Annotated in this window: 19 protein-coding genes; 5 read left to right on the plus strand and 14 right to left on the minus strand. The window is 73.3% G+C overall.

Annotated elements, in window-relative coordinates; all coding sequences use genetic code 11:
- Window positions 1-38: 38 nt before the first annotated feature.
- On the minus strand, window positions 39-830 hold the full coding sequence (locus tag ACIBG7_RS37335) for a VOC family protein (protein WP_397339294.1): 792 nt from the start codon (window positions 828-830) through the stop codon (window positions 39-41).
- A gap of 166 nt (window positions 831-996) precedes the next feature.
- Here ACIBG7_RS37335 and ACIBG7_RS37340 point away from each other — a divergent pair, with 166 nt between their 5' ends.
- From ACIBG7_RS37340 to ACIBG7_RS37350, 3 genes are all read left to right on the plus strand, one after another.
- Complete coding sequence (locus ACIBG7_RS37340; RefSeq protein ID WP_357931456.1) at window positions 997-1,905, plus strand: ABC transporter ATP-binding protein; 909 nt, start codon at window positions 997-999, stop codon at window positions 1,903-1,905.
- Window positions 1,902-2,666: an ABC transporter permease gene (locus ACIBG7_RS37345; RefSeq protein ID WP_397339295.1), complete on the plus strand. Its 765-nt coding sequence runs from the start codon at window positions 1,902-1,904 to the stop codon at window positions 2,664-2,666. Before ACIBG7_RS37340 ends, ACIBG7_RS37345 begins: the two co-directional genes overlap by 4 nt.
- Window positions 2,667-2,756: 90 nt before the next feature.
- Complete coding sequence (locus tag ACIBG7_RS37350; RefSeq protein WP_357931450.1) at window positions 2,757-3,668, plus strand: EamA family transporter; 912 nt, start codon at window positions 2,757-2,759, stop codon at window positions 3,666-3,668.
- Window positions 3,669-3,679: 11 nt separating this feature from the next.
- Here ACIBG7_RS37350 and ACIBG7_RS37355 read toward each other — a convergent pair whose 3' ends face one another.
- The 10 genes from ACIBG7_RS37355 to ACIBG7_RS37400 form a co-directional block, all read right to left on the minus strand.
- Entirely contained in the window at window positions 3,680-4,348 is a 669-nt protein-coding gene (locus tag ACIBG7_RS37355; protein ID WP_357931447.1) for a GntR family transcriptional regulator, read from the minus strand.
- Between the two features lie 16 nt (window positions 4,349-4,364).
- Window positions 4,365-5,513: an ornithine cyclodeaminase family protein gene (locus tag ACIBG7_RS37360; RefSeq protein WP_397339296.1), complete on the minus strand. Its 1,149-nt coding sequence runs from the start codon at window positions 5,511-5,513 to the stop codon at window positions 4,365-4,367.
- A gap of 88 nt (window positions 5,514-5,601) precedes the next feature.
- Window positions 5,602-6,561, minus strand: a complete 960-nt coding sequence (locus ACIBG7_RS37365) for a proline racemase family protein (RefSeq protein WP_397339297.1) — start codon at window positions 6,559-6,561, stop codon at window positions 5,602-5,604.
- Complete coding sequence (locus ACIBG7_RS37370; protein ID WP_357931438.1) at window positions 6,558-7,559, minus strand: proline racemase family protein; 1,002 nt, start codon at window positions 7,557-7,559, stop codon at window positions 6,558-6,560. The genes ACIBG7_RS37365 and ACIBG7_RS37370 overlap by 4 nt, the downstream gene beginning before the upstream one ends.
- Window positions 7,556-8,449 (minus strand): dihydrodipicolinate synthase family protein, encoded by an 894-nt coding sequence (locus tag ACIBG7_RS37375; protein ID WP_397339299.1) that lies wholly within the window; start codon window positions 8,447-8,449, stop codon window positions 7,556-7,558. The genes ACIBG7_RS37370 and ACIBG7_RS37375 overlap by 4 nt, the downstream gene beginning before the upstream one ends.
- Window positions 8,433-9,797 (minus strand): NAD(P)/FAD-dependent oxidoreductase, encoded by a 1,365-nt coding sequence (locus ACIBG7_RS37380; protein ID WP_397339300.1) that lies wholly within the window; start codon window positions 9,795-9,797, stop codon window positions 8,433-8,435. Before ACIBG7_RS37380 ends, ACIBG7_RS37375 begins: the two co-directional genes overlap by 17 nt.
- On the minus strand, window positions 9,794-10,045 hold the full coding sequence (locus tag ACIBG7_RS37385) for a (2Fe-2S)-binding protein (RefSeq protein WP_357931429.1): 252 nt from the start codon (window positions 10,043-10,045) through the stop codon (window positions 9,794-9,796). The genes ACIBG7_RS37380 and ACIBG7_RS37385 overlap by 4 nt, the downstream gene beginning before the upstream one ends.
- Window positions 10,042-11,172 carry an FAD-dependent oxidoreductase gene (locus tag ACIBG7_RS37390; RefSeq protein WP_357931426.1) on the minus strand — a complete coding sequence of 377 codons (1,131 nt, stop codon included), beginning with the start codon at window positions 11,170-11,172 and terminating at the stop codon, window positions 10,042-10,044. The genes ACIBG7_RS37385 and ACIBG7_RS37390 overlap by 4 nt, the downstream gene beginning before the upstream one ends.
- Window positions 11,173-11,244: 72 nt before the next feature.
- Window positions 11,245-12,219: a helix-turn-helix domain-containing protein gene (locus ACIBG7_RS37395; RefSeq protein WP_397339301.1), complete on the minus strand. Its 975-nt coding sequence runs from the start codon at window positions 12,217-12,219 to the stop codon at window positions 11,245-11,247.
- A 63-nt stretch (window positions 12,220-12,282) separates the two neighbouring features.
- Entirely contained in the window at window positions 12,283-12,831 is a 549-nt protein-coding gene (locus tag ACIBG7_RS37400; protein ID WP_397339302.1) for a hypothetical protein, read from the minus strand.
- Between the two features lie 51 nt (window positions 12,832-12,882).
- Between ACIBG7_RS37400 and ACIBG7_RS37405 the strand changes: the two genes are divergently transcribed.
- Together ACIBG7_RS37405 and ACIBG7_RS37410 are read left to right on the plus strand one after the other, a co-directional pair.
- On the plus strand, window positions 12,883-13,854 hold the full coding sequence (locus ACIBG7_RS37405; RefSeq protein WP_357931418.1) for a COX15/CtaA family protein: 972 nt from the start codon (window positions 12,883-12,885) through the stop codon (window positions 13,852-13,854).
- Window positions 13,855-13,862: 8 nt separating this feature from the next.
- Window positions 13,863-14,549, plus strand: a complete 687-nt coding sequence (locus ACIBG7_RS37410; RefSeq protein ID WP_357931415.1) for an ElyC/SanA/YdcF family protein — start codon at window positions 13,863-13,865, stop codon at window positions 14,547-14,549.
- On the opposite strand, the gene ACIBG7_RS37415 is transcribed toward ACIBG7_RS37410, so the two are convergent.
- Genes ACIBG7_RS37415 through ACIBG7_RS37425 form a run of 3 tightly spaced genes read right to left on the minus strand, consistent with a single transcriptional unit; the run spans window position 14,522 to window position 16,969 of the window.
- The gene (locus ACIBG7_RS37415; protein WP_397339303.1) at window positions 14,522-15,718 is read right to left on the minus strand and encodes a PrsW family intramembrane metalloprotease; all 1,197 of its coding nucleotides are present in this window, start codon (window positions 15,716-15,718) and stop codon (window positions 14,522-14,524) included. The two genes, ACIBG7_RS37410 and ACIBG7_RS37415, sit on opposite strands and share 28 nt — an antisense overlap.
- Before the next feature lie 17 nt (window positions 15,719-15,735).
- Complete coding sequence (locus ACIBG7_RS37420) at window positions 15,736-16,677, minus strand: cation diffusion facilitator family transporter (RefSeq protein ID WP_357931410.1); 942 nt, start codon at window positions 16,675-16,677, stop codon at window positions 15,736-15,738.
- Window positions 16,667-16,969 (minus strand): metalloregulator ArsR/SmtB family transcription factor, encoded by a 303-nt coding sequence (locus ACIBG7_RS37425; protein WP_357931407.1) that lies wholly within the window; start codon window positions 16,967-16,969, stop codon window positions 16,667-16,669. Before ACIBG7_RS37425 ends, ACIBG7_RS37420 begins: the two co-directional genes overlap by 11 nt.
- Between the last annotated feature and the right edge of the window lie 63 nt (window positions 16,970-17,032).

The raw sequence follows: 17,032 nt of genomic DNA on the forward strand, positions 1-17,032 counted from the left end.
CGGTCATCCCATATTCCGGATTTTTACCCTATTTCGGGTTACTCGGTGCGCTGGAGGTCCATGACGTAGGCCAGCGCGCCCTGCGGGTCCTGCAGCAGCGCGAAGGGGCCCGCCGGGGAGTCCATGCGGTCGATGAACACGTTCGCGCCGAGCTCCCGCGACTTGGCCACGGTGCCGTCGAGGTCGGCGACGGCGAAGTACGGCACCCAGAACGAGGGCACCTGGTCGGGGTAGTTCGGCGACATCTCCACCATGCCCGCCACCAGGTGGCCCTCGCTGAGGAAGGAGCGGTAGGTGTAGGGGCCGAGGCCCGGGACCTCCATCGTGGAGGCGTCGACGGTCCAGCCGAAGACGTCCCGGTAGAAGCGCTCGGCCGCCTCGACGTCGCGGGAGTTGAGCTCGTTCCAGCACCAGGCGCCGGGCTCGTTGACGAGCTGGGCGCCGTGGTGGGCCGCGGCCTGCCAGACGGAGACGAACCCACCGTCGGCGGCCTGCAGGACGGCCATCGTGCCCTGGTCCAGGACCTCCATGGGCTCGATGACCACCTGGCCGCCGGCGTTCTTGGCCCGGTCGGCCACCGCGGCGGCGTCGTCGGTGGCCACGTAGGTGTTCCAGACCGAGGGCATGCCCTCGGTGAAGGTCGGGCCGATCCCCGCGACGACCTTGCCGCCGGCGAAGAACTGCCCGTAGCCGCCCGCGGCCGGATCGGGACTGAACTTCACCCGCCAGCCGAGGAGCTCGGTGTAGAACCGGGCCGAGGCCTCGGTGTCCGTGCTCGACAGATCCACCCAGCAGGGAACGCCGGGGGCGTAGCCATTGCGTTCTGACATTCCACCCTCCTTCGTGACGTGACCACCCTTTCACGCTTCGCGGTCAACGGCCCGCCAAACGGACGCCCGGCTTGGGTATCCCGCCGGGTCCCCCGAGCGGTACGGCAGGCGCGTTCGAGGCTGCCTGGCGCGGTGACCACGACCGGGTGTCCTTACACTCGTGGGCATGGACTCCCCGGCCGTCGAGGTCATCGATCTGGTCAAACGTTACGGCGATCGCGTCGCCGTCGACGGGCTCACCCTGTCGGCCGCGCGCGGCGCCGTCACGGCGATCCTCGGGCCCAACGGCGCCGGCAAGACCTCCACGATCGAGATCTGCGAAGGCTTCCGCAAGGCCGACGCCGGGAAGGTCCGCATCCTCGGCCTCGACCCGGCCGCCCGCGAGCTGCGCGCCCGGGTGGGCGTCATGCTCCAGGCCGGCGGCGTGCCGCCCGCGATGCGCTGCGGCGAATGGCTGCGGCTGGTCTCCCGCTTCTACGCCCGCCCCCTCGATCCGCAGGCCCTGCTGGTACGGCTGGGCCTCGACGAGCACGCCCGCACCCCCTACCGGAGGCTGTCGGGCGGCCAGCAGCAGCGGCTCTCGCTGGCCGCGGCGGTCATCGGCCGGCCCGAGCTGGTCTTCCTCGACGAGCCCACCGCCGGGCTCGACCCGCAGGCCCGCCGCGCGTGCTGGGACCTGGTGACCGACCTGCGCGCGGCCGGCGTCTCGCTGGTGCTGACGACGCACCACATGGACGAGGCCGAGCGGCTGGCCGACCAGGTGATCATCATCGACCGCGGGCGGGTCGTCGCCGAGGGCACGCCCGCCGCGCTCACCGGCGCCGAGCGCCAGCTCCGCTTCCGCGCCCGGCCCGGGCTGGCGCTGGAGGAACTGCTCACCGCCCTGCCCGACGGCAGCGCCGCCAAGGAGTCGCCGAGCGGGCACTACATCATCGAGGGGCAGGTCGGGCCTGAGCTGCTGGCCACCGTGACGGCCTGGTGCGCGGCCGAGGGCGTCACCGCCGACGACCTCAGCATCGAGCGCCGCACCCTGGAAGACGTCTTCCTCGAACTGACCGGCCGGGAGCTGCGATGACCACGCTTGACCTGTCCCCCGCGCCCGGCGCGGCGCCGCTGGGCCGCATGGTGCTCGCACAGGCGGGCGCCGAGGTCCGGGCCATCCTGCGCAACGGCGAGCAGCTGCTGCTCACGCTGATCATCCCGATCCTGCTGCTGGTCGGCTTCTCCCTCGCGCCGCTGGTGGACGTGGGCACGGACCGCCGGGTGGACTTCCTGGCCCCGGGCGTGCTCGCGCTGGCGGTGATGTCGACCGCCTTCACCGGGCAGGCCATCGCCACCGGGTTCGAGCGCCGCTACGGTGTGCTCAAGCGGCTGGGTGCCACGCCGCTGTCGCGGGGCGGGCTGCTGCTGGCCAAGACGCTGGCAGTGCTGGCGGTCGAGCTGCTCCAGGTGCTGGTGATCGTCGGGGTCGCCTACGCGCTCGGGTGGCAGCCGGCCGGGGCGGTCGTGGCGGCTCTGCCGTACCTGCTACTGGGGACGGCGGCCTTCAGCGGCCTGGGCCTGCTGATGGCCGGCACGCTGCGCGCGGAGGCGACGCTGGCCGGGGCGAACCTGGTCTACCTGGTGCTGCTGGGCTGCGGCGGGGTGATCTTCCCGATCAGCGCCTTCCCCGACGCGGCCGAGCCGGTGCTGTCGCTGCTGCCGATCACCGCGCTGACCTCCGGCGTGCGGGCCGTGCTCGGGGCCGGGGAGTTCCCGGTGGGGCCGCTGGCCGTCCTGGCGGTTTGGACGGTCGTCACCCTCGGGCTCGCGGCCCGCACCTTCCGCTGGGAGTGAAGCGGGGGTCAAGCGGGCCCCAGGGTGCGGGTTGTGTCGGAGCGGGTGAGTAGGCTCAGACATTCCCGACATTCGTGAGGAGCCTGCCCGGTGACCGTCAACGCCCTCGACCGCCCCTTCGACGGCGGCAAGTCCGGCCTCCCGCGGGCCGGCGCGCTGCTGCGCAACGCGGCCGACTCGATCCCGCCGTCGGGGCTCGTGGTGCTGGCCATCTTCTCGGTGCAGCTCGGCGCGGGCTTCGCCAAGGAGCTGTTCAGCGTGCTGCCGCCGAGCGCGGTGGTGTTCCTGCGTATCGCGGCCGGGGCGCTGATCATGGGCATCGTGGCCAGGCCGCGGCTCAAGGGGCTGGCCTGGCGCGACTGGGCGGTCGGGCTGGGCTTCGGCGCCACGCTCGCGCTGATGAACCTGTCGTTCTACGAGTCGCTGCAGCGGCTGCCGATGGGCATCGCGGTGGCGATCGAGTTCCTCGGGCCGCTGGGCGTCGCCGTGGCCGCCTCCCGGCGGCGGCTCGACCTGCTGTGGATCGGGCTGGCGGCGGCCGGGGTGCTGCTGATGGCGCCCTGGGGCGACTCGTCGTCGGTGAGCTGGCTCGGCATCGGCTTCGCGCTGGTCGCGGGGGCCTGCTGGGCGGGCTACATCCTGCTGTCGGCCGCCGCGGGCAGCCGCTTCCCCGGCACGACCGGGCTGGCCTTCGCGATGATCGCCTCGGCGGTGTTCATCGCGCCCGTCGGCATCACCACCGGCGGCAGCGACCTGCTCACCCCCGAACTGCTGCTCATCGGGCTCGGGGTGGGGCTGCTGTCCTCGGTCATCCCCTACTCGCTCGAACTGCAGGCGCTCCGGCGGATGCCCAAGCAGGTCTTCGGGGTGCTCATGAGCCTGGAACCGGCGGCCGCGGCGATGATCGGGCTGCTGCTGCTCGGCGAGATCCTGCAGGTGCAGCAGTGGGTGGCCATCACGTGCATCATCGCGGCCAGCCTGGGCGCCACCCGCAGCCGCTGACCGCGCCCCGCTCAGGCGTCGGGGCTCGCCCAGATGCCGCGGACCTTGCCGATGTGCTGGCCCATGAGCTGCCGCGCGCCCTCGGCGTCGCCGGCGGTCAGCCGGTCGAGCAGCTCCAGGTGCTCGCGCGCGGAGTCGACGAGGGTGCCCTGCTGGGCGAGCTGCGACAGGCCGTACAGCCGCGCGCGGCTGCGCAGGTCGCGCACCACCTCGACCAGGTGCGCGTTCCCGGCCAGCGACAGCAGCTCCACGTGGAAGCGCAGGTCGGCGTCGATGTACTCCAGCAGGTCGCCCCGCTCGGCGGCGGCGACGATCTCCTCGGCGATAGGCCGGATGCGCTCGAAGGCGGCGTGGTGGACCGGATCGGCCAGCCGGGCGACGGTCGGGACCTCGATGAGCTCGCGGATCTGGGTCAGCTCGTCGAGGTCGCGCTCCGACAGCTCGGTCACCCGGAAGCCCTTGTTGCGCACCGCCTCGACCAGACCCTCCTTGGCCAGGTCGAGCATCGCCTCACGGACCGGCGTGGCGGAGACGCCGAACTGGGCGGCGAGCACGGGTGCGGAGTAGACCACCCCGGGACGCATCTCGCCCGTGATGAGCGCCGCGCGCAGCGCGTCGGCCACCTGCTCGCGCAGGCTCTGCCGCTCCCCGACCATCGGCAGATCGAGCCGACCCTGCATCCCGCACATCCTTCCGTCAGCGCCACGCTTCGTAGGCGGCCGCGGCGACCACCAGATCTTCCCAGGCCATGCCCACGCTCTTGAACAGTCTCGGCCCCGGCCCGGCGACCACCCGTCCGGCCACCAGATCGGCGAGGTTCCCGGCGAGATGACCAGTCGTGATCGTACCGTTCCGGACAGGGACGATCACATCCCCGGCCTCGGCCAGCGCGGCCACGAGAGCCTCGACGACCACGGTGGAACGGGCCACGAGATCGTCGTCGACCTCGCGGGCGTCGGGCTCGTGGGAACCGACGGCGACCACGGTGACGCCGTCGCGGGCGAGCTTACCGGGGAAGAGCGGGTTTCTGGAGGTGGTGCAGCAGGCCACGATGTCGGCCTCGGCCACCGCACGGGCCGGGGTGACCTCGCGTCCGGTGGGCCTGGTGGGGCGGCGGATCGGGGTGGTCGGGCGCGGCTCGTCCAGGGGCCACACGCGGTTGCCCGGGGAACCCACCTTGGGCCTGTCCCGGTCGCCCGGCGTCCCGTCCGCCGGACCGGCCGTGGGGTCTTCCGGTGCGGGAGCCGGGAGGAGGGGTTCGGTGGGCCAGGTGGTGAGGTTGGACGAGACCGCTCCGCCGTACCCGGCCTCGACGGTGAGGCCGAGGGCGCGGCAGTGGTGGGCGAGGGCCTCGGCCCGGGCGACGTCGCGCCCGATGAGGGTGACGTGCTCGATGGGCCGGACGGCGCGGATGGCGGTGATGTGCGCCCAGGCCTGCGGCCCGGTCCCGAAGACGGTCAGCCGGCGGGCGTCGGGCGAGGCGAGGTGCCGCACGGCGACCGCGGAGACCGCCGGGGTGCGCAGCGAGGTGAGCGCGACCCCGTCGAGCACGGCGAGCGGCGCGAGGGTGTCCCGGTCGAACAGCAGGTACGTGCCCTGGATCCGGGGCAGCCCCCGCCGCGGGTTGTCCGGCGCGACGCTGACGATCTTGACCCCGGCGTAGGCCGGTCCCCCGGCGGGCATCATGAGCAACTGGCCGCCGGCCAGGTCGACGTGCGAGCGCGGCGGGGTGGTCTCGGGGTCGAGCCCGGCGCGCAGGGCGTTCTCGAGGACCTGGATCGCGTGGGACACCGGCACGAGGCGCGTGACGGTGTCGGCGTCCAGGTACGGCAGGGCGGCGGTCATGTGCCAAGTATGGAGTGATCGGGCGAACCGGAGCGAAGGGCGCGGTGCTTCACCCCGGTCCGCATAGAACTCATTCCCCCGAAACCACTCATCGAAGGCTGAAACCGGTGCCGATCGGGTCATCAGGATCCAGCTCGAACGTGTGCCGCCCGGTCCGGTAGGCCATGCCCTCGATCTCCGGCACGATCCCGCCGTCCACGACCTCGGCCACCCGCCCGGTGAAGACGCTGCCGACGATGCTCTCGTGCGTGAGCGGCCCCTCGAAGCCGTCCTCGTGCAGCAGCGCGAGCCGGGCGGCGGTGCCGGAGCCGCACGGCGAGCGGTCGACCTCGCCGTCGGCGAAGACGGTGACGTTGCGCTGGTGCCCGGGGCCGAGCTCCTCGTGGAAGATCACGCCGTAGACGCCGGACAGCCGGGGCTCCTCCGGGTGCGCGGTGGCCGGGTGCCCGGCCAGCTCCGCCTTGATCCGGCGGCCCAGCGCGATCAGCTCGGGCAGGTCGCCGGGCGTCACCGAGAGCCCGAAGGCGGCCGCGGGCACCGAGGCGTAGACGGCTCCGCCGTACGCCAGGTCGGCCTCGGCCCCGGCGGCGGGCACGCCGCGGGCCAGCACGGAGGAGACGACGTTGCGGAAGACGACGCCGGTGACCCGCCCGCCGGAGCACCGCACCCGGGCCGTGACGCGGCCGGAGGGCACGTCGACGACGACGTCGGTCTCGCCGTCGGCGGCCGCCTCGACCAGGCCCTCCTGCACGGCGTGCACGCCCAGCGCGATGGTGCCGTGCCCGCAGGCGGTGGAGTAGCCGTCCTTGTGCCAGAACAGCACGCCCAGGTGCGCGCCGGGCGAGTCCGGCGGGACGAGGAAGCAGCCGTACATGTCGTCGTGCCCGCGCGGCTCGTGGCACAGCAGCCGCCGGACCGCGTCGAACTCCGGCCGGGCCGCGTTGGCCCGCCGGTCAAGCACGGAGGCGCCGGGGATGTCCGGCCCGCCACCGGTGACGATCCGGAACGGCTCGCCACCGGTGTGGTAGTCGACAGTCTCGATGATCACAGGATGAAGCCCTCGGGGAACGGGTCGCGGGGGTCGAGGAAGTACTGGGCGGTCCCGGTGACCCAGGCCCGCCCGGTGATCGTCGGCAGCACGGCCGGCCGCCCGCCGACGGTGGTCTCGCCGATCAGCCGGCCGATGAAGCGGGTGCCGATGAACGACTCGTTGACGAAGTCGCGCTCCAGGGGCAGCTCGCCGCGCGCGTGCAACTGGGCCAGCCGGGCGCTGGTGCCGGTGCCGCACGGCGAGCGGTCGAACCAGCCGGGGTGGATGGCCATGGCGTGCCGGGAGTGCTCGGCGGTGGAGCCGGGCGCGGCGAAGTAGACGTGGTGGCAGCCGCGGATGCGCTCGTCCTCGGCGTGCACGGGCTCGCCGGCGGCGTTGATCGCCTCCATCGTGGCCAGGCCGGCCGCGATGATCTCGTTCTTCGCGGCCCGGTCGAAGGGCAGCTTGTAGTCGTCCAGCGAGACGATGGCGTAGAAGTTGCCGCCGTAGGCCAGGTCGTAGCGGATGGCGCCGAAGCCCGGCACCTCGACCGAGGCGTCGAGCCGGTCGGCGTAGGCCGGCACGTTCCGCAGCGTGACCGCCATCGCCCGGCCGTCGTCCACGGCCACGTCCACCTCGACCAGCCCGGCCGGCACCTCCAGGCGCACGGTGGTGACCGGCTCGGTCACCTCGACCATGCCGGTCTCCACCAGCACGGTCGCCACCCCGATGGTGCCGTGCCCGCACATCGGCAGGTAGCCGGACACCTCGATGAACAGCACGCCCCAGTCGGCGTCGGGCCGGGTGGGCGGCTGCAGGATGGCGCCGCTCATCGCCGCGTGCCCGCGCGGCTCGTTCATCAGCAACTGCTTGATGTGGTCGTAGTTGTCGCGGAAGTAGATGCGGCGCTCGGCCATCGAGGCGCCCGGGATCACCCCGACGCCGCCGACGATCACCCGGGTGGGCATGCCCTCGGTGTGGGAGTCGACGGCGTGGAAGACGCGCTTGGTCCTCATCGCAGCCCCTCCGCCAGCGCCTTCTCGGTGGCCGCGCGGATCGAGGTCTCCATGTCGGGCAGCAGCGGCAGCCGCGGCGCGCGGCACGGGCCGCCGTAGCGGCCGGCGAGGTCCATGGAGAGCTTGATCGCCTGGACGAACTCGGTCTTGGCGTCCCAGCGCAGCAGCTCGTGCAGCTTGCGGTAGAGCGGCAGCGCCGTCTCCAGGTCACCGGCGAGGGCGGCGTGGTAGAGCTCGGCGCTGGAGACCGGCAGCGCGTTCGGGTAGCCGGCGATCCAGCCCACCGCGCCGGCCAGGGCCAGCTCCAGCAGCGCGTCGTCGGAGCCGATCAGCAGGTCCAGGCCCGGGGCGAGCTCGGCCAGTTCGTAGGCCCGGCGCGGGTCGCCGGTGAACTCCTTGACCGCGACCGCCAGCCCCTCCTCGTGCAGAGTGGCCAGCAGCCGCGGAGTCAGGTCGACCTTGGTGTCGAAGGGGTTGTTGTAGGCCACGATCGGCACGCCCGCCTCGGCCACCTCGCGGTAGTGGGCGATCACCGTGCGCTCGTCGGCGCGGTAGGCGTTCGGCGGCAGCAGCAGCACAGACCCGCAGCCCAGCGAGGCGGCGTGCTCGGCCCAGCGGCGCGACTCGGCCGAGCCGTAGGCGCCCACGCCCGGCATCACGTTGCGCCCGCCGACGGCCTCCACCGCGACCTCGACCACGCGGGCGCGCTCCTCGGGGGTCAGCGTCTGGTACTCGCCCAGCGAGCCGTTGGGCACCACGCCGTCGCAACCGCTGTCCACCAGCCACCGGCAGTGCTCGGCGTAGGCGTCGTAGTCGACCGACAGGTCGGCGCGCAGGGGCAGCGCCGTGGCGACCATGATGCCCTGCCAGGGCTTAACGCGGTTGGTCATCGGAGATCCTCTCAAGCGAGCCGAGCGTGATCGGCTGGGCGACGGGACGCCGGGGAGCCTGGGGCGCCTCCCCGGCGAGGCAGGAGACGGCGTAGCCGCACATCCGGCCCTGGCACCAGCCCATGCCTGGGCGGGCCAGCAGTTTGATGGAGCGCGCGTCGGTGGCGCCGAGCTCCTGCGCCTCGCGGACGGCGCTGAGCGGCACCTCCTCGCAGCGGCACACGAGGGTGTCGGCGGCCAGCCAGTCCTGCCAGCCGGGCCGCACGGGGTAGGCCTCCTGCAGCGCGCGGGCGAAGGAGCGCAGTCTGGTACGGCGCAGCAGCAGGTGCTCGGGGACGGCGAGTCCGGCGACCGCGTGACCGGCGATGCGGCCCTCGATCTCGGCCAGTGCCGCGCCGCCCACCCCGGCGGGCTCGCCCGCCGCGTAGACGCCCGGGACGCTGGTGCGCTGCTCCTGGTCCACGGTGAGGATCGGGCTGCCGTCGGCGTCGTTGGCACTGGCGCAGCCGAGCTGGGTGGCGAGCTCGATCTGCGGCAGGAAGCCGTAGCCGACCGCCACGGTGTCGCACTCGACGGTCTCGGTGGAGCGCACGCGCCAGTCGCGGTCCAGCCGGGCGACGGTGACGTGGGTGACCTCATCGTCGCCGTGCGCCCGTACCACAGCGCTTCTCGTGCGGTACGGCACGCGGTGCCGTACCAGGGTGGCGGCGTACCCGGCCGCCTCGCCCGCCTTGGCGGCGGCCAGGACCGGGTGCCTGGCCAGGCCGAGCCCGCCGGAGGCCTCCAGCACCGCGGCCACCTTCACCCCGGCGCGGGCCAGCCCGGCGGCCACGGGGAGCAGGAACGGGCCGGTGCCGGCGACGACCACGCGCCGCCCGGCGGCGACGCCGTGTCCCTTGAGCAACGCCTGCGCGCCGCCGGGGGTGAGCACGCCGGGCAGGTCCCAGCCGGGGAAGGGCAGGGGCCGGTCGTGGGCGCCGGTGGCGATCAGCACCGCCGCGCCGCGCAGGGCGACCGGTTCCTCCTCACGCTCGCCGGCCAGCGCCTGCACGGTGAAGCCGGCCGGGTCGCGGATGATCGTCCAGACCCGGTGTCCGAGGAGCACGTCGGCCGAGGCGTGCAGGGCGTCGCTCTGCCGGAGGAACCGGTCGAGGCCGTGGTGGAGTTTGCCGTCGGTGGCGCCGGGCAGGTGGCGGAAGTACTGGCCGCCCAGGCGCGGGCCGGCGTCGAGCAGGGCGACGCGCAGGCCCGCCCGGGCCGCGGTCAGCGCGCCGGCGACGCCCGCCGGGCCGCCTCCGACGACGAGCAGGTCGTAGCCGGTCATGTAGCCGGTCATGGTGCCGGTCATGAGGTGCTCACCGAGTCTCCGGGCCGGGCCTCCACCAGGCAGGCGCGTTGTTCGGGCGCGCCGTTGACGCTGAGGAGGCAGTCGAAGCAGACGCCGATGCCGCAGAACAGGCCGCGAGGCCGCGCGCCGAAGCGGGTGCGCCGCCACGAGCGGATGCCGGCGGCGTGCAGGGCGGCGCCGATGCTCTGCCCGGGCCGCACCGGCACGGGACGGCCGTCCACCGTGATCTCGAATCCGTCCTGGTTCATGCGTCCTCGAAACGGTCGGGGCGAAACGGGTGCAGGTCGAGCGCGGGCGACTGGCCGCTGAGGAGCTGGGCCAGCAGGGCGCCGGTGGCCGGCGCCAGGCCGATGCCCGCGCCCTCGTGCCCGCAGGCGTGGTAGAGCCCGCGCACGCGCGGATCGGCGCCGATGACCGGCAGGTGATCGGGGCAGTAGGGGCGGAAGCCGCAGTAGGTGCGGATCACGCGCCGCTCCCGCAGGACCGGGAAGAGCGCCACGGCCTGGGCGGCCAGCCGCTTGAGCACGGTGAGCGAGAGCGTGCGGTCGAAGCCGACCCGCTCGCGGCTGGCCCCGATGAGGACCGTCCCGGCGGGCGTGCCCTCGACCACGGCGGAGGTCTCCAGCCCGGCGTTGTCGCTGGCCACGTTGGTCACGTAGGCCGCGGTGTAGACCTTGTGCCGCACCAGGGGCTCGGCCAGCGGCTCGGTGACCAGGATGAAGCCGCGCCTGGGCATGATCGGCAGGCTGACCCCGGCCAGGGCGGCGACCTCGCCGCCCCAGGTGCCGGCGGCGTTGATCACGGCTCCGGCCAGGATGTCGCCGGCGGAGGTGCGCACGCCGGTGACGCGCCCGCGCTCGACGCGCACACCACGCACCTCGACGCCGGTGCGCAGTTGCAGCGCGCCGTGCCCGTAGTTGTCCTGCGCGGCGCGGATCAGCCGGGCGGCGGCGAGCATGGGCTGCACCTGGGCGTCCTGCGGGTAGAACACCCCGCCGGCCAGCCCGCCGGCCAGGTGCGGCTCGTAGGCGTGCAGGCCGGCGGCGACGGTGTGCTCGACGTCCTGCTTGGCGGCCAGCGCGGTGAGCTGGGCGAGCACCTCGGGCGTCTCGGCGACGACCAGGCCGCCCTTGGCCTCGAACTCGAAGTCGGCGACCTCGGCCAGCTCGCGCCAGAGGCGGTTGGAGTGCACGGCCAGGTCGAGCTCGGGTCCGGGCTCCTTGTCGGAGACCAGGATGTTGCCCTCGCCGGCGCCGGTGGTCCCGCCGGACACCGGCCCGCGGTCCAGCACGGCCACGTCGAGGCCCGCGCGCGCCGCGTAGTACGCGCAGGCGGCCCCGACGACGCCGGCGCCGACGACGATCACGTCCGGCATCCCTCACCTCCTCAGTAATATGTCACATACCTTAACCCATCGGCGTGTGCTACTGGGAGGGTCAATACCCGTTTATCCGGTCTGGCGGAGCAACTCGGTCGCCAGCGACGTCCGCTGGTACAACACCGCCCTGCCGTCCCGCCGCGAAGTCACCAGGCTGGTACGGCGCAGCACCGACAGATGCTGGCTGACCGCGGCCGGCGTGAGCCCCACCTCGGCGGCGAGCTGCGTGGTCGACAACGGCAGGTCCAGATGGGCCAGCAGCCGCGCCCGGCTGTGCCCGATCAGCTCGCCCAGCGGCTCCCCCCTGGTCCGCGGCGCGCGGTCCCAGACCGTGGCGAACCCGCGCGGCGGATAGGCGAACATCGACGGCCTCGGCTCGTCGAAGCGCATCACCAGCCGCGGCCAGGCGAACACGCACGGCACCAGCACCAGCCCGCACCCGCGCAGCAGATGCTCCCCGTCCCACGCGGGCGTCAGGATCCGCATGCCGGGCCCGCCGCGCTCGATGCCCGGGTGCAGGTCGGCCAGCAGCTTGGCCAGCCCGCCCGTGGTCACCGCCTGCGCCCGGTAGCCCAGGTCGGCGTCGGCCAGCGCGCGCAGCCGCGGCCACACCGGCCGCACCGCGGCCCGCCAGTAGGCGGCCAGCTCCTCGGCCAGCCGGCCGAGCTCGCGCTCCGGGTCGTCGTACAGGCCCGCCAGCCGCTCCGGCACCGGGCCGTCGCCGCGCAGCTCGTCGATCGAGGCGCGCACCTCGGCCGCGGGGGTGGCGCGGACCCGCTCCAGCTCGGCCTCGAACTCCGCGCCCGCCACCTCCGGGGCCGGCGTCAGGAAGTCGGCCGAGAAGTGCGGGCCGCCCACCAGGGCGCCCAGCAGCTCCAGCCGCAGCCCGCCGAGCAGCGGCGTGACCGAGGCCAGCCAGGGGCGGAAGGCCTCCTGCCGGCTCGGGTCGCCCAGCACGTGCACGCTGGCCACCGTCTCGGCCAGCGGGGAGCGCGCGAACCGGATGCGGGCCAGGTCGTCGGGACCGAGATGCACGTCGATCACGCTTGCGACGGTACCGGCGTCACATCCAGACCCGGTCACGAGCCGGCGACTTTTGGGCCGGGGCTAGAAGCGCCAGGTGTAGACGTACCAGTCGCCCGACAAGTGCTCGTAGGCCGTCGGGTCCGGCTTTGCCGGCACCCCCTCGGGGAACCAGGCGAAGCCGTACCGGTCGATGAACCCGGAGTCCCGCACCACGAGCAGCGCCCCCTCGGGGAGGTTCTCGGCGAACTCGATGTCGTAGAGCCCGACCGACGCCCCCTGGACCCCGGCGGTGAAGCCGGAGGAGGCGAAGGCCGTCAGCGCCGGCTCCGACAGGTGGAAGCGGACGAGCAGCGGCACGTCGGCCTTGACCAGCCCGTAAGTCGCCACGAGCAGCACGGGGGCCACCGCCCAGCTCCAGAGCCTGGCCGGCCGCAGGCGCAGGGCCAGCACGGTGACCAGCCCGGCGAGCCACGCCAGGCCCACCACCAGCCACGCCGTCCCGGCCGCCAGCAGTACGCCGAACCACCCGCCGGGGATGCTCGTGGCCCACCAGGTCACCAGTGCCGCCGCCGTCGCGGCGCCGGCCGTCAGCAGGCCGACGCGGCCCGTCCATAAGGATCCTCGCTGCATGCCGTCACCCTAAGGGCGGGACCGGTCACCCCGCCGCCTACCATCGAGGACGTGAAACTGCTCCAGCCTCGGACGATGACCGCGTGGGCGTTGGCCGCCGTGGTGGTCAACTCGCTCATCACCGTGACCGGCGCCGCCGTGCGGGTGACCGGCTCGGGACTGGGCTGCCCGACCTGGCCCAAGTGCACCCCGGACAGCTACGTCCCGGCCGCGCACGAGGACATCCCGCTGATCAACACGCTGATCGAGTTCGGGAACCGGCTGCTGACCTTCCTGGTGCTCGCGGTGGGCGTGGCCGTGCTGGTGGTGGCGATGCGGCAGTTCCCGCGCCGCCCGGTGCTGGTCAGGCTGGCCTGGCTGCAGCCGATCGGCTGCGCGGTGCAGGGCCTGTGGGGCGGCCTGGTGGTGAAGACGGCGCTCAACCCGGTGACGGTGAGCGTGCACTTCCTGCTGTCGATCCTGATGACGGCGGCGGCCTGGATGCTCTACGCCCGTGCCAAGGAGGGCGACGGCCCGGTGCGGCGGCTGGTGCACCGGGACATCGTGCGCCTGGGGTACGTCCTGGTCGGGGCGGTGGCGGTGCTGCTGGTGGCGGGCGTGGTGGTCACCGGGACCGGACCGCACTCGGGCGACGCGATCGCCTCGCGCTTCGACTTCGACATCGAGACCGTCGCGCGGCTGCACGCCGACGTGGTCTACCTGGTCGTGGGCCTGACCTTCGCGTTGCTGTTCGCGCTGCACGTGACCGACGCGCCCAAGCCGGCCCGGCGGGCCGCGCTGGCGCTGCTCGGCATCGAGCTGGCCCAGGGCTTCATCGGCTACCTGCAGTACTTCCTCGCGGTGCCGGCCGCGCTGGTGGGCCTGCACGTGCTGGGCGCCTCGCTGGTGTGGATCTTCACCTGCCGGCTGGTCACCTCGCTGCGCACCCGCGGGCCCCTCCCCTCCCCCGCGGTTTCCGGCGCGGAGCAGGGGGAGTATGTCAAGGTTGGTAGCGAAAGGTCGGCCACTCCCCCACCTGCCTGAGGTGCCGTTTGTCACGAAAAGTGCTTCGTCGTAGCTTTCAAGGCGTCGCCGTCCTGAGCCTGCTCGCACTCGCCCCGCTCACCTGGGCGTGGCTGACCAGCGACCGGCACCGGGTGATCGCCCAGGCGCCGGACTGGCCGGGGAGCGTGCCGTACGCGCCGACCGCGCTGGTGCTCGGCGCCGGGCTGTACGGCGGCCGGCCCTCCCCCATGCTGGCGGCCCGCCTCGACCTGGCCGCCGAGCTGTACCGCACCGGCAAGGTGAAGGCCCTGCTGCTGTCGGGCGACAACAGCCGGGTCGGCTACGACGAGCCGAGCGCGATGCGCGACTACCTGACCGCGCGCGGCGTGCCCGCCGGGCGCATGGTGCTCGACTACGCCGGCTTCGACACCTGGGACTCCTGCGTGCGGGCCAGGCACGTCTTCGGCGCCGCCAAGGTGACCGTGATCACGCAGGCCTTCCACCTGCCCCGCGCGGTCGCGCTGTGCCGTACGGCCGGCCTGGACGCCTTCGGCGTGGGCGACGACTCGGCCGCCAAGTGGCCGGAGAGCACCTACCTGTACGCCGCCCGCGAGCTGCTGGCCACCGCCAAGGGCCTGAGCGACGCCCTGCTGAGCTCCGAGCCGGTCTTCCCCGGTCCGCCCGAGCGCTCCCTGGACGCCATCCTTCAGGCGGGCGGCGCGCCCGGCGCGTAGCCGGGCGGCGGGGTGCCCATCGCCATCGAGGCGGCGTGCTGGTCGGGCACCGGGAAGCGCGAGCGCGCGGCGGCCATGCACTCCAGCAGCGCCCGCTGCTCCTCGTGGAAGGTGTGATCGTCCACGATGTGCCGCTCGGCGCGCTCGTGCAGCAGGCCGAGCTCGGTGGCGGCGAGCTGGTAGTCGCTCATCGCGCGCAGCCCCTCCTTGCCCCCGTGCGCCTGCGCCCACTGCCGGGCCTGCCGCCGCCGGGAGATCGCCGACAGCATGTAGATGTCGGCCTGGTCCACCAGCTTGGTCGGCTCGTACGGCGGCAGGTAGCGCTGCAGCAGCCGGACGATGCGCCGCCGGTCGCGCCAGACGACCACCATCAGGGCCAGCAGCACCACCAGCAGCGTGCCGTAGGCGATCGCCAGGCCGGCCGCCCCGCCGTAGGAGGCCAGGCCGTTCCAGAGCCCGTGCAGCAGCATGGCGCCGACCCAGCCGGCCAGGATGATCAGCGCCCGGTCGGGCCCGCGGCGCTGGGCGGCGTAGGCGACGGCGATGCCGATCATCGAGGTGAACAGCGGGTGCGCGAAGGGCGACAGGATGCCGCGCAGCACGACGGTGACGGCCAGCCCCTGCACGCCCTGCTCGGAGTTGAGTGCGGCGATGTAGTAGCTGACGTTCTCGCTCATCGCGAAGCCGAGGCCGACCATGGAGGCGTAGATGATGCCGTCGGTGGGGCCGTCGAGCTCGGCGCGGCGGAAGCGCAGCAGGCCGAGCAGGACCAGGCCCTTCATCGTCTCCTCGACGACCGGGGCGCCGAAGGTGGCGGCGATGCTGCGCGCGTCGGCGGGGCCGAGCGCGGCGGCGCTCATCAGGTAGCGCAGGTTGAGCGAGTTGATGACGCCCGCCACGAGCACCGCCACGCCCGCGCCCCAGGCGAAGGCGAAGACCAGGTTGCTGCGCGGCTCCGGCTCCATGCGGTCGAGCGCCAGGACCGCCGCCAGCAGCAGCGGCACCGGCGCCAGAGCGAGGCCGAGAGAGACGATGAAGGCCACCGGCGCGCCGTTGATCACATCGAAGGAGAAGGAGACGATCGCGCACAGACCGGCCAGGACCAGCCCGATGATCAGAGAGACCGACGGGCGGTCCTTGAACACCCAGCGTGGATCACGGGACGCCATAGTGTGACTGTAACGGACTAGGTCAGAGGTGTCCCGCCCAGGTGACGCGGTCCGTGGGGATCGGCGCAGTGGGCCTCGGCGCCATGATCCACCTGAAGCGTGGTGTGCTCGATCCCGAACCGGTCGTGGAGCAGGCCGGCGAGCCGCTCGCGCACCTCGTGGCAGGTGTCGCAGCTCTCCTTGACGATGACGTGCGCCGACAGCGTCGGGTAGCCGCTGGTCACCGTCCAGACGTGCAGGTCGTGCACCTCCAGCACCTCGGGCTCGGCGGCGAGGACCGCGCCGATCTCGTCGGGGTCGAGGTCGCTGGGCGCGGCCTGGAGCAGCACGCGGCCCGAGTCGCGGATCAGGCCCCAGCCGGCGTAGGCCATCAGCGCGGCCACCACGAGCGCGGCGATGGCGTCGGCCTGCGCGAAGCCGGTCAGCCAGACGATCAGGCCGGAGGCGGCGGTGGCGATGAAGGCGTACATGTCGTTGAGCACGTGCTGGAAGGCGCCCTCGACGTTGAGGCTGCGCCGGTTGGCCTTGGACAGCAGCCACGCGGCCAGGGCGTTGATCGCCACCCCGGTGAGCGCGGTGACCAGCACCAGCGGGCCCTTGACCTCGGGGGGATCGATGATCCGGTTGATGCCCTCGTAGACGAAGTAGACCGTCAGCAGGAGCAGCGTCGCGCCGTTGATCTGCGCGGACAGGATCTCGGCGCGCTTGTAGCCGAAGGTGTAGGCGCCGCGCGCGGGCCGGGCGGCGATGCGCATGGCGATCAGGGCCAGCACGATCGCGCTGGCGTCGGTCAGCATGTGGGCGGCGTCGGCGATAAGCGCCATCGAGTTGGCGATGAAGCCGATGACGACCTCGACCGCCATGTAGCCGACCAGCAGGAGCAGCGCGCCCCACAGGTAGCGCTTGTCCGCGTTCGCCTCCACGGCGTGGCCGTGGCCGTGCCCGTGCTCACCGGCCATCGGAGACCTCCCTCAGGTGCTCACGGCTCAGGTCGAGCAGCATGCGGACGTGCGCGTCGGCCAGCCGGTAGTAGATCATCCGGCCGGCGCGGCGGGTGGAGACGATCTCCGCCGTGCGCAGCAGCCGCAACGCGTGCGACACCGCGGTGTCGGTCACCTCGACCTCGGCCGCCAGGTCGTGCACGCACATCTCCCCCGCCTCCAGCAGGGCGTAGAGCAGCCTCGCACGGGTGGGGTCGCCCAGCAGGCGGAACAGGTCGGCCAGCCGGGTGGCCTCCTCCATCGTCACCATGTGCGGTCTCGCCGCCTCGGCCCGCGCCGCGCAAGAATCCAAAACATCTGAATAGGTATTCAC

Origin of the sequence: Nonomuraea sp. NPDC050328 (genome assembly GCF_044459405.1) — a bacterium.
Taxonomy (GTDB): Bacteria; Actinomycetota; Actinomycetes; order Streptosporangiales; family Streptosporangiaceae; genus Nonomuraea.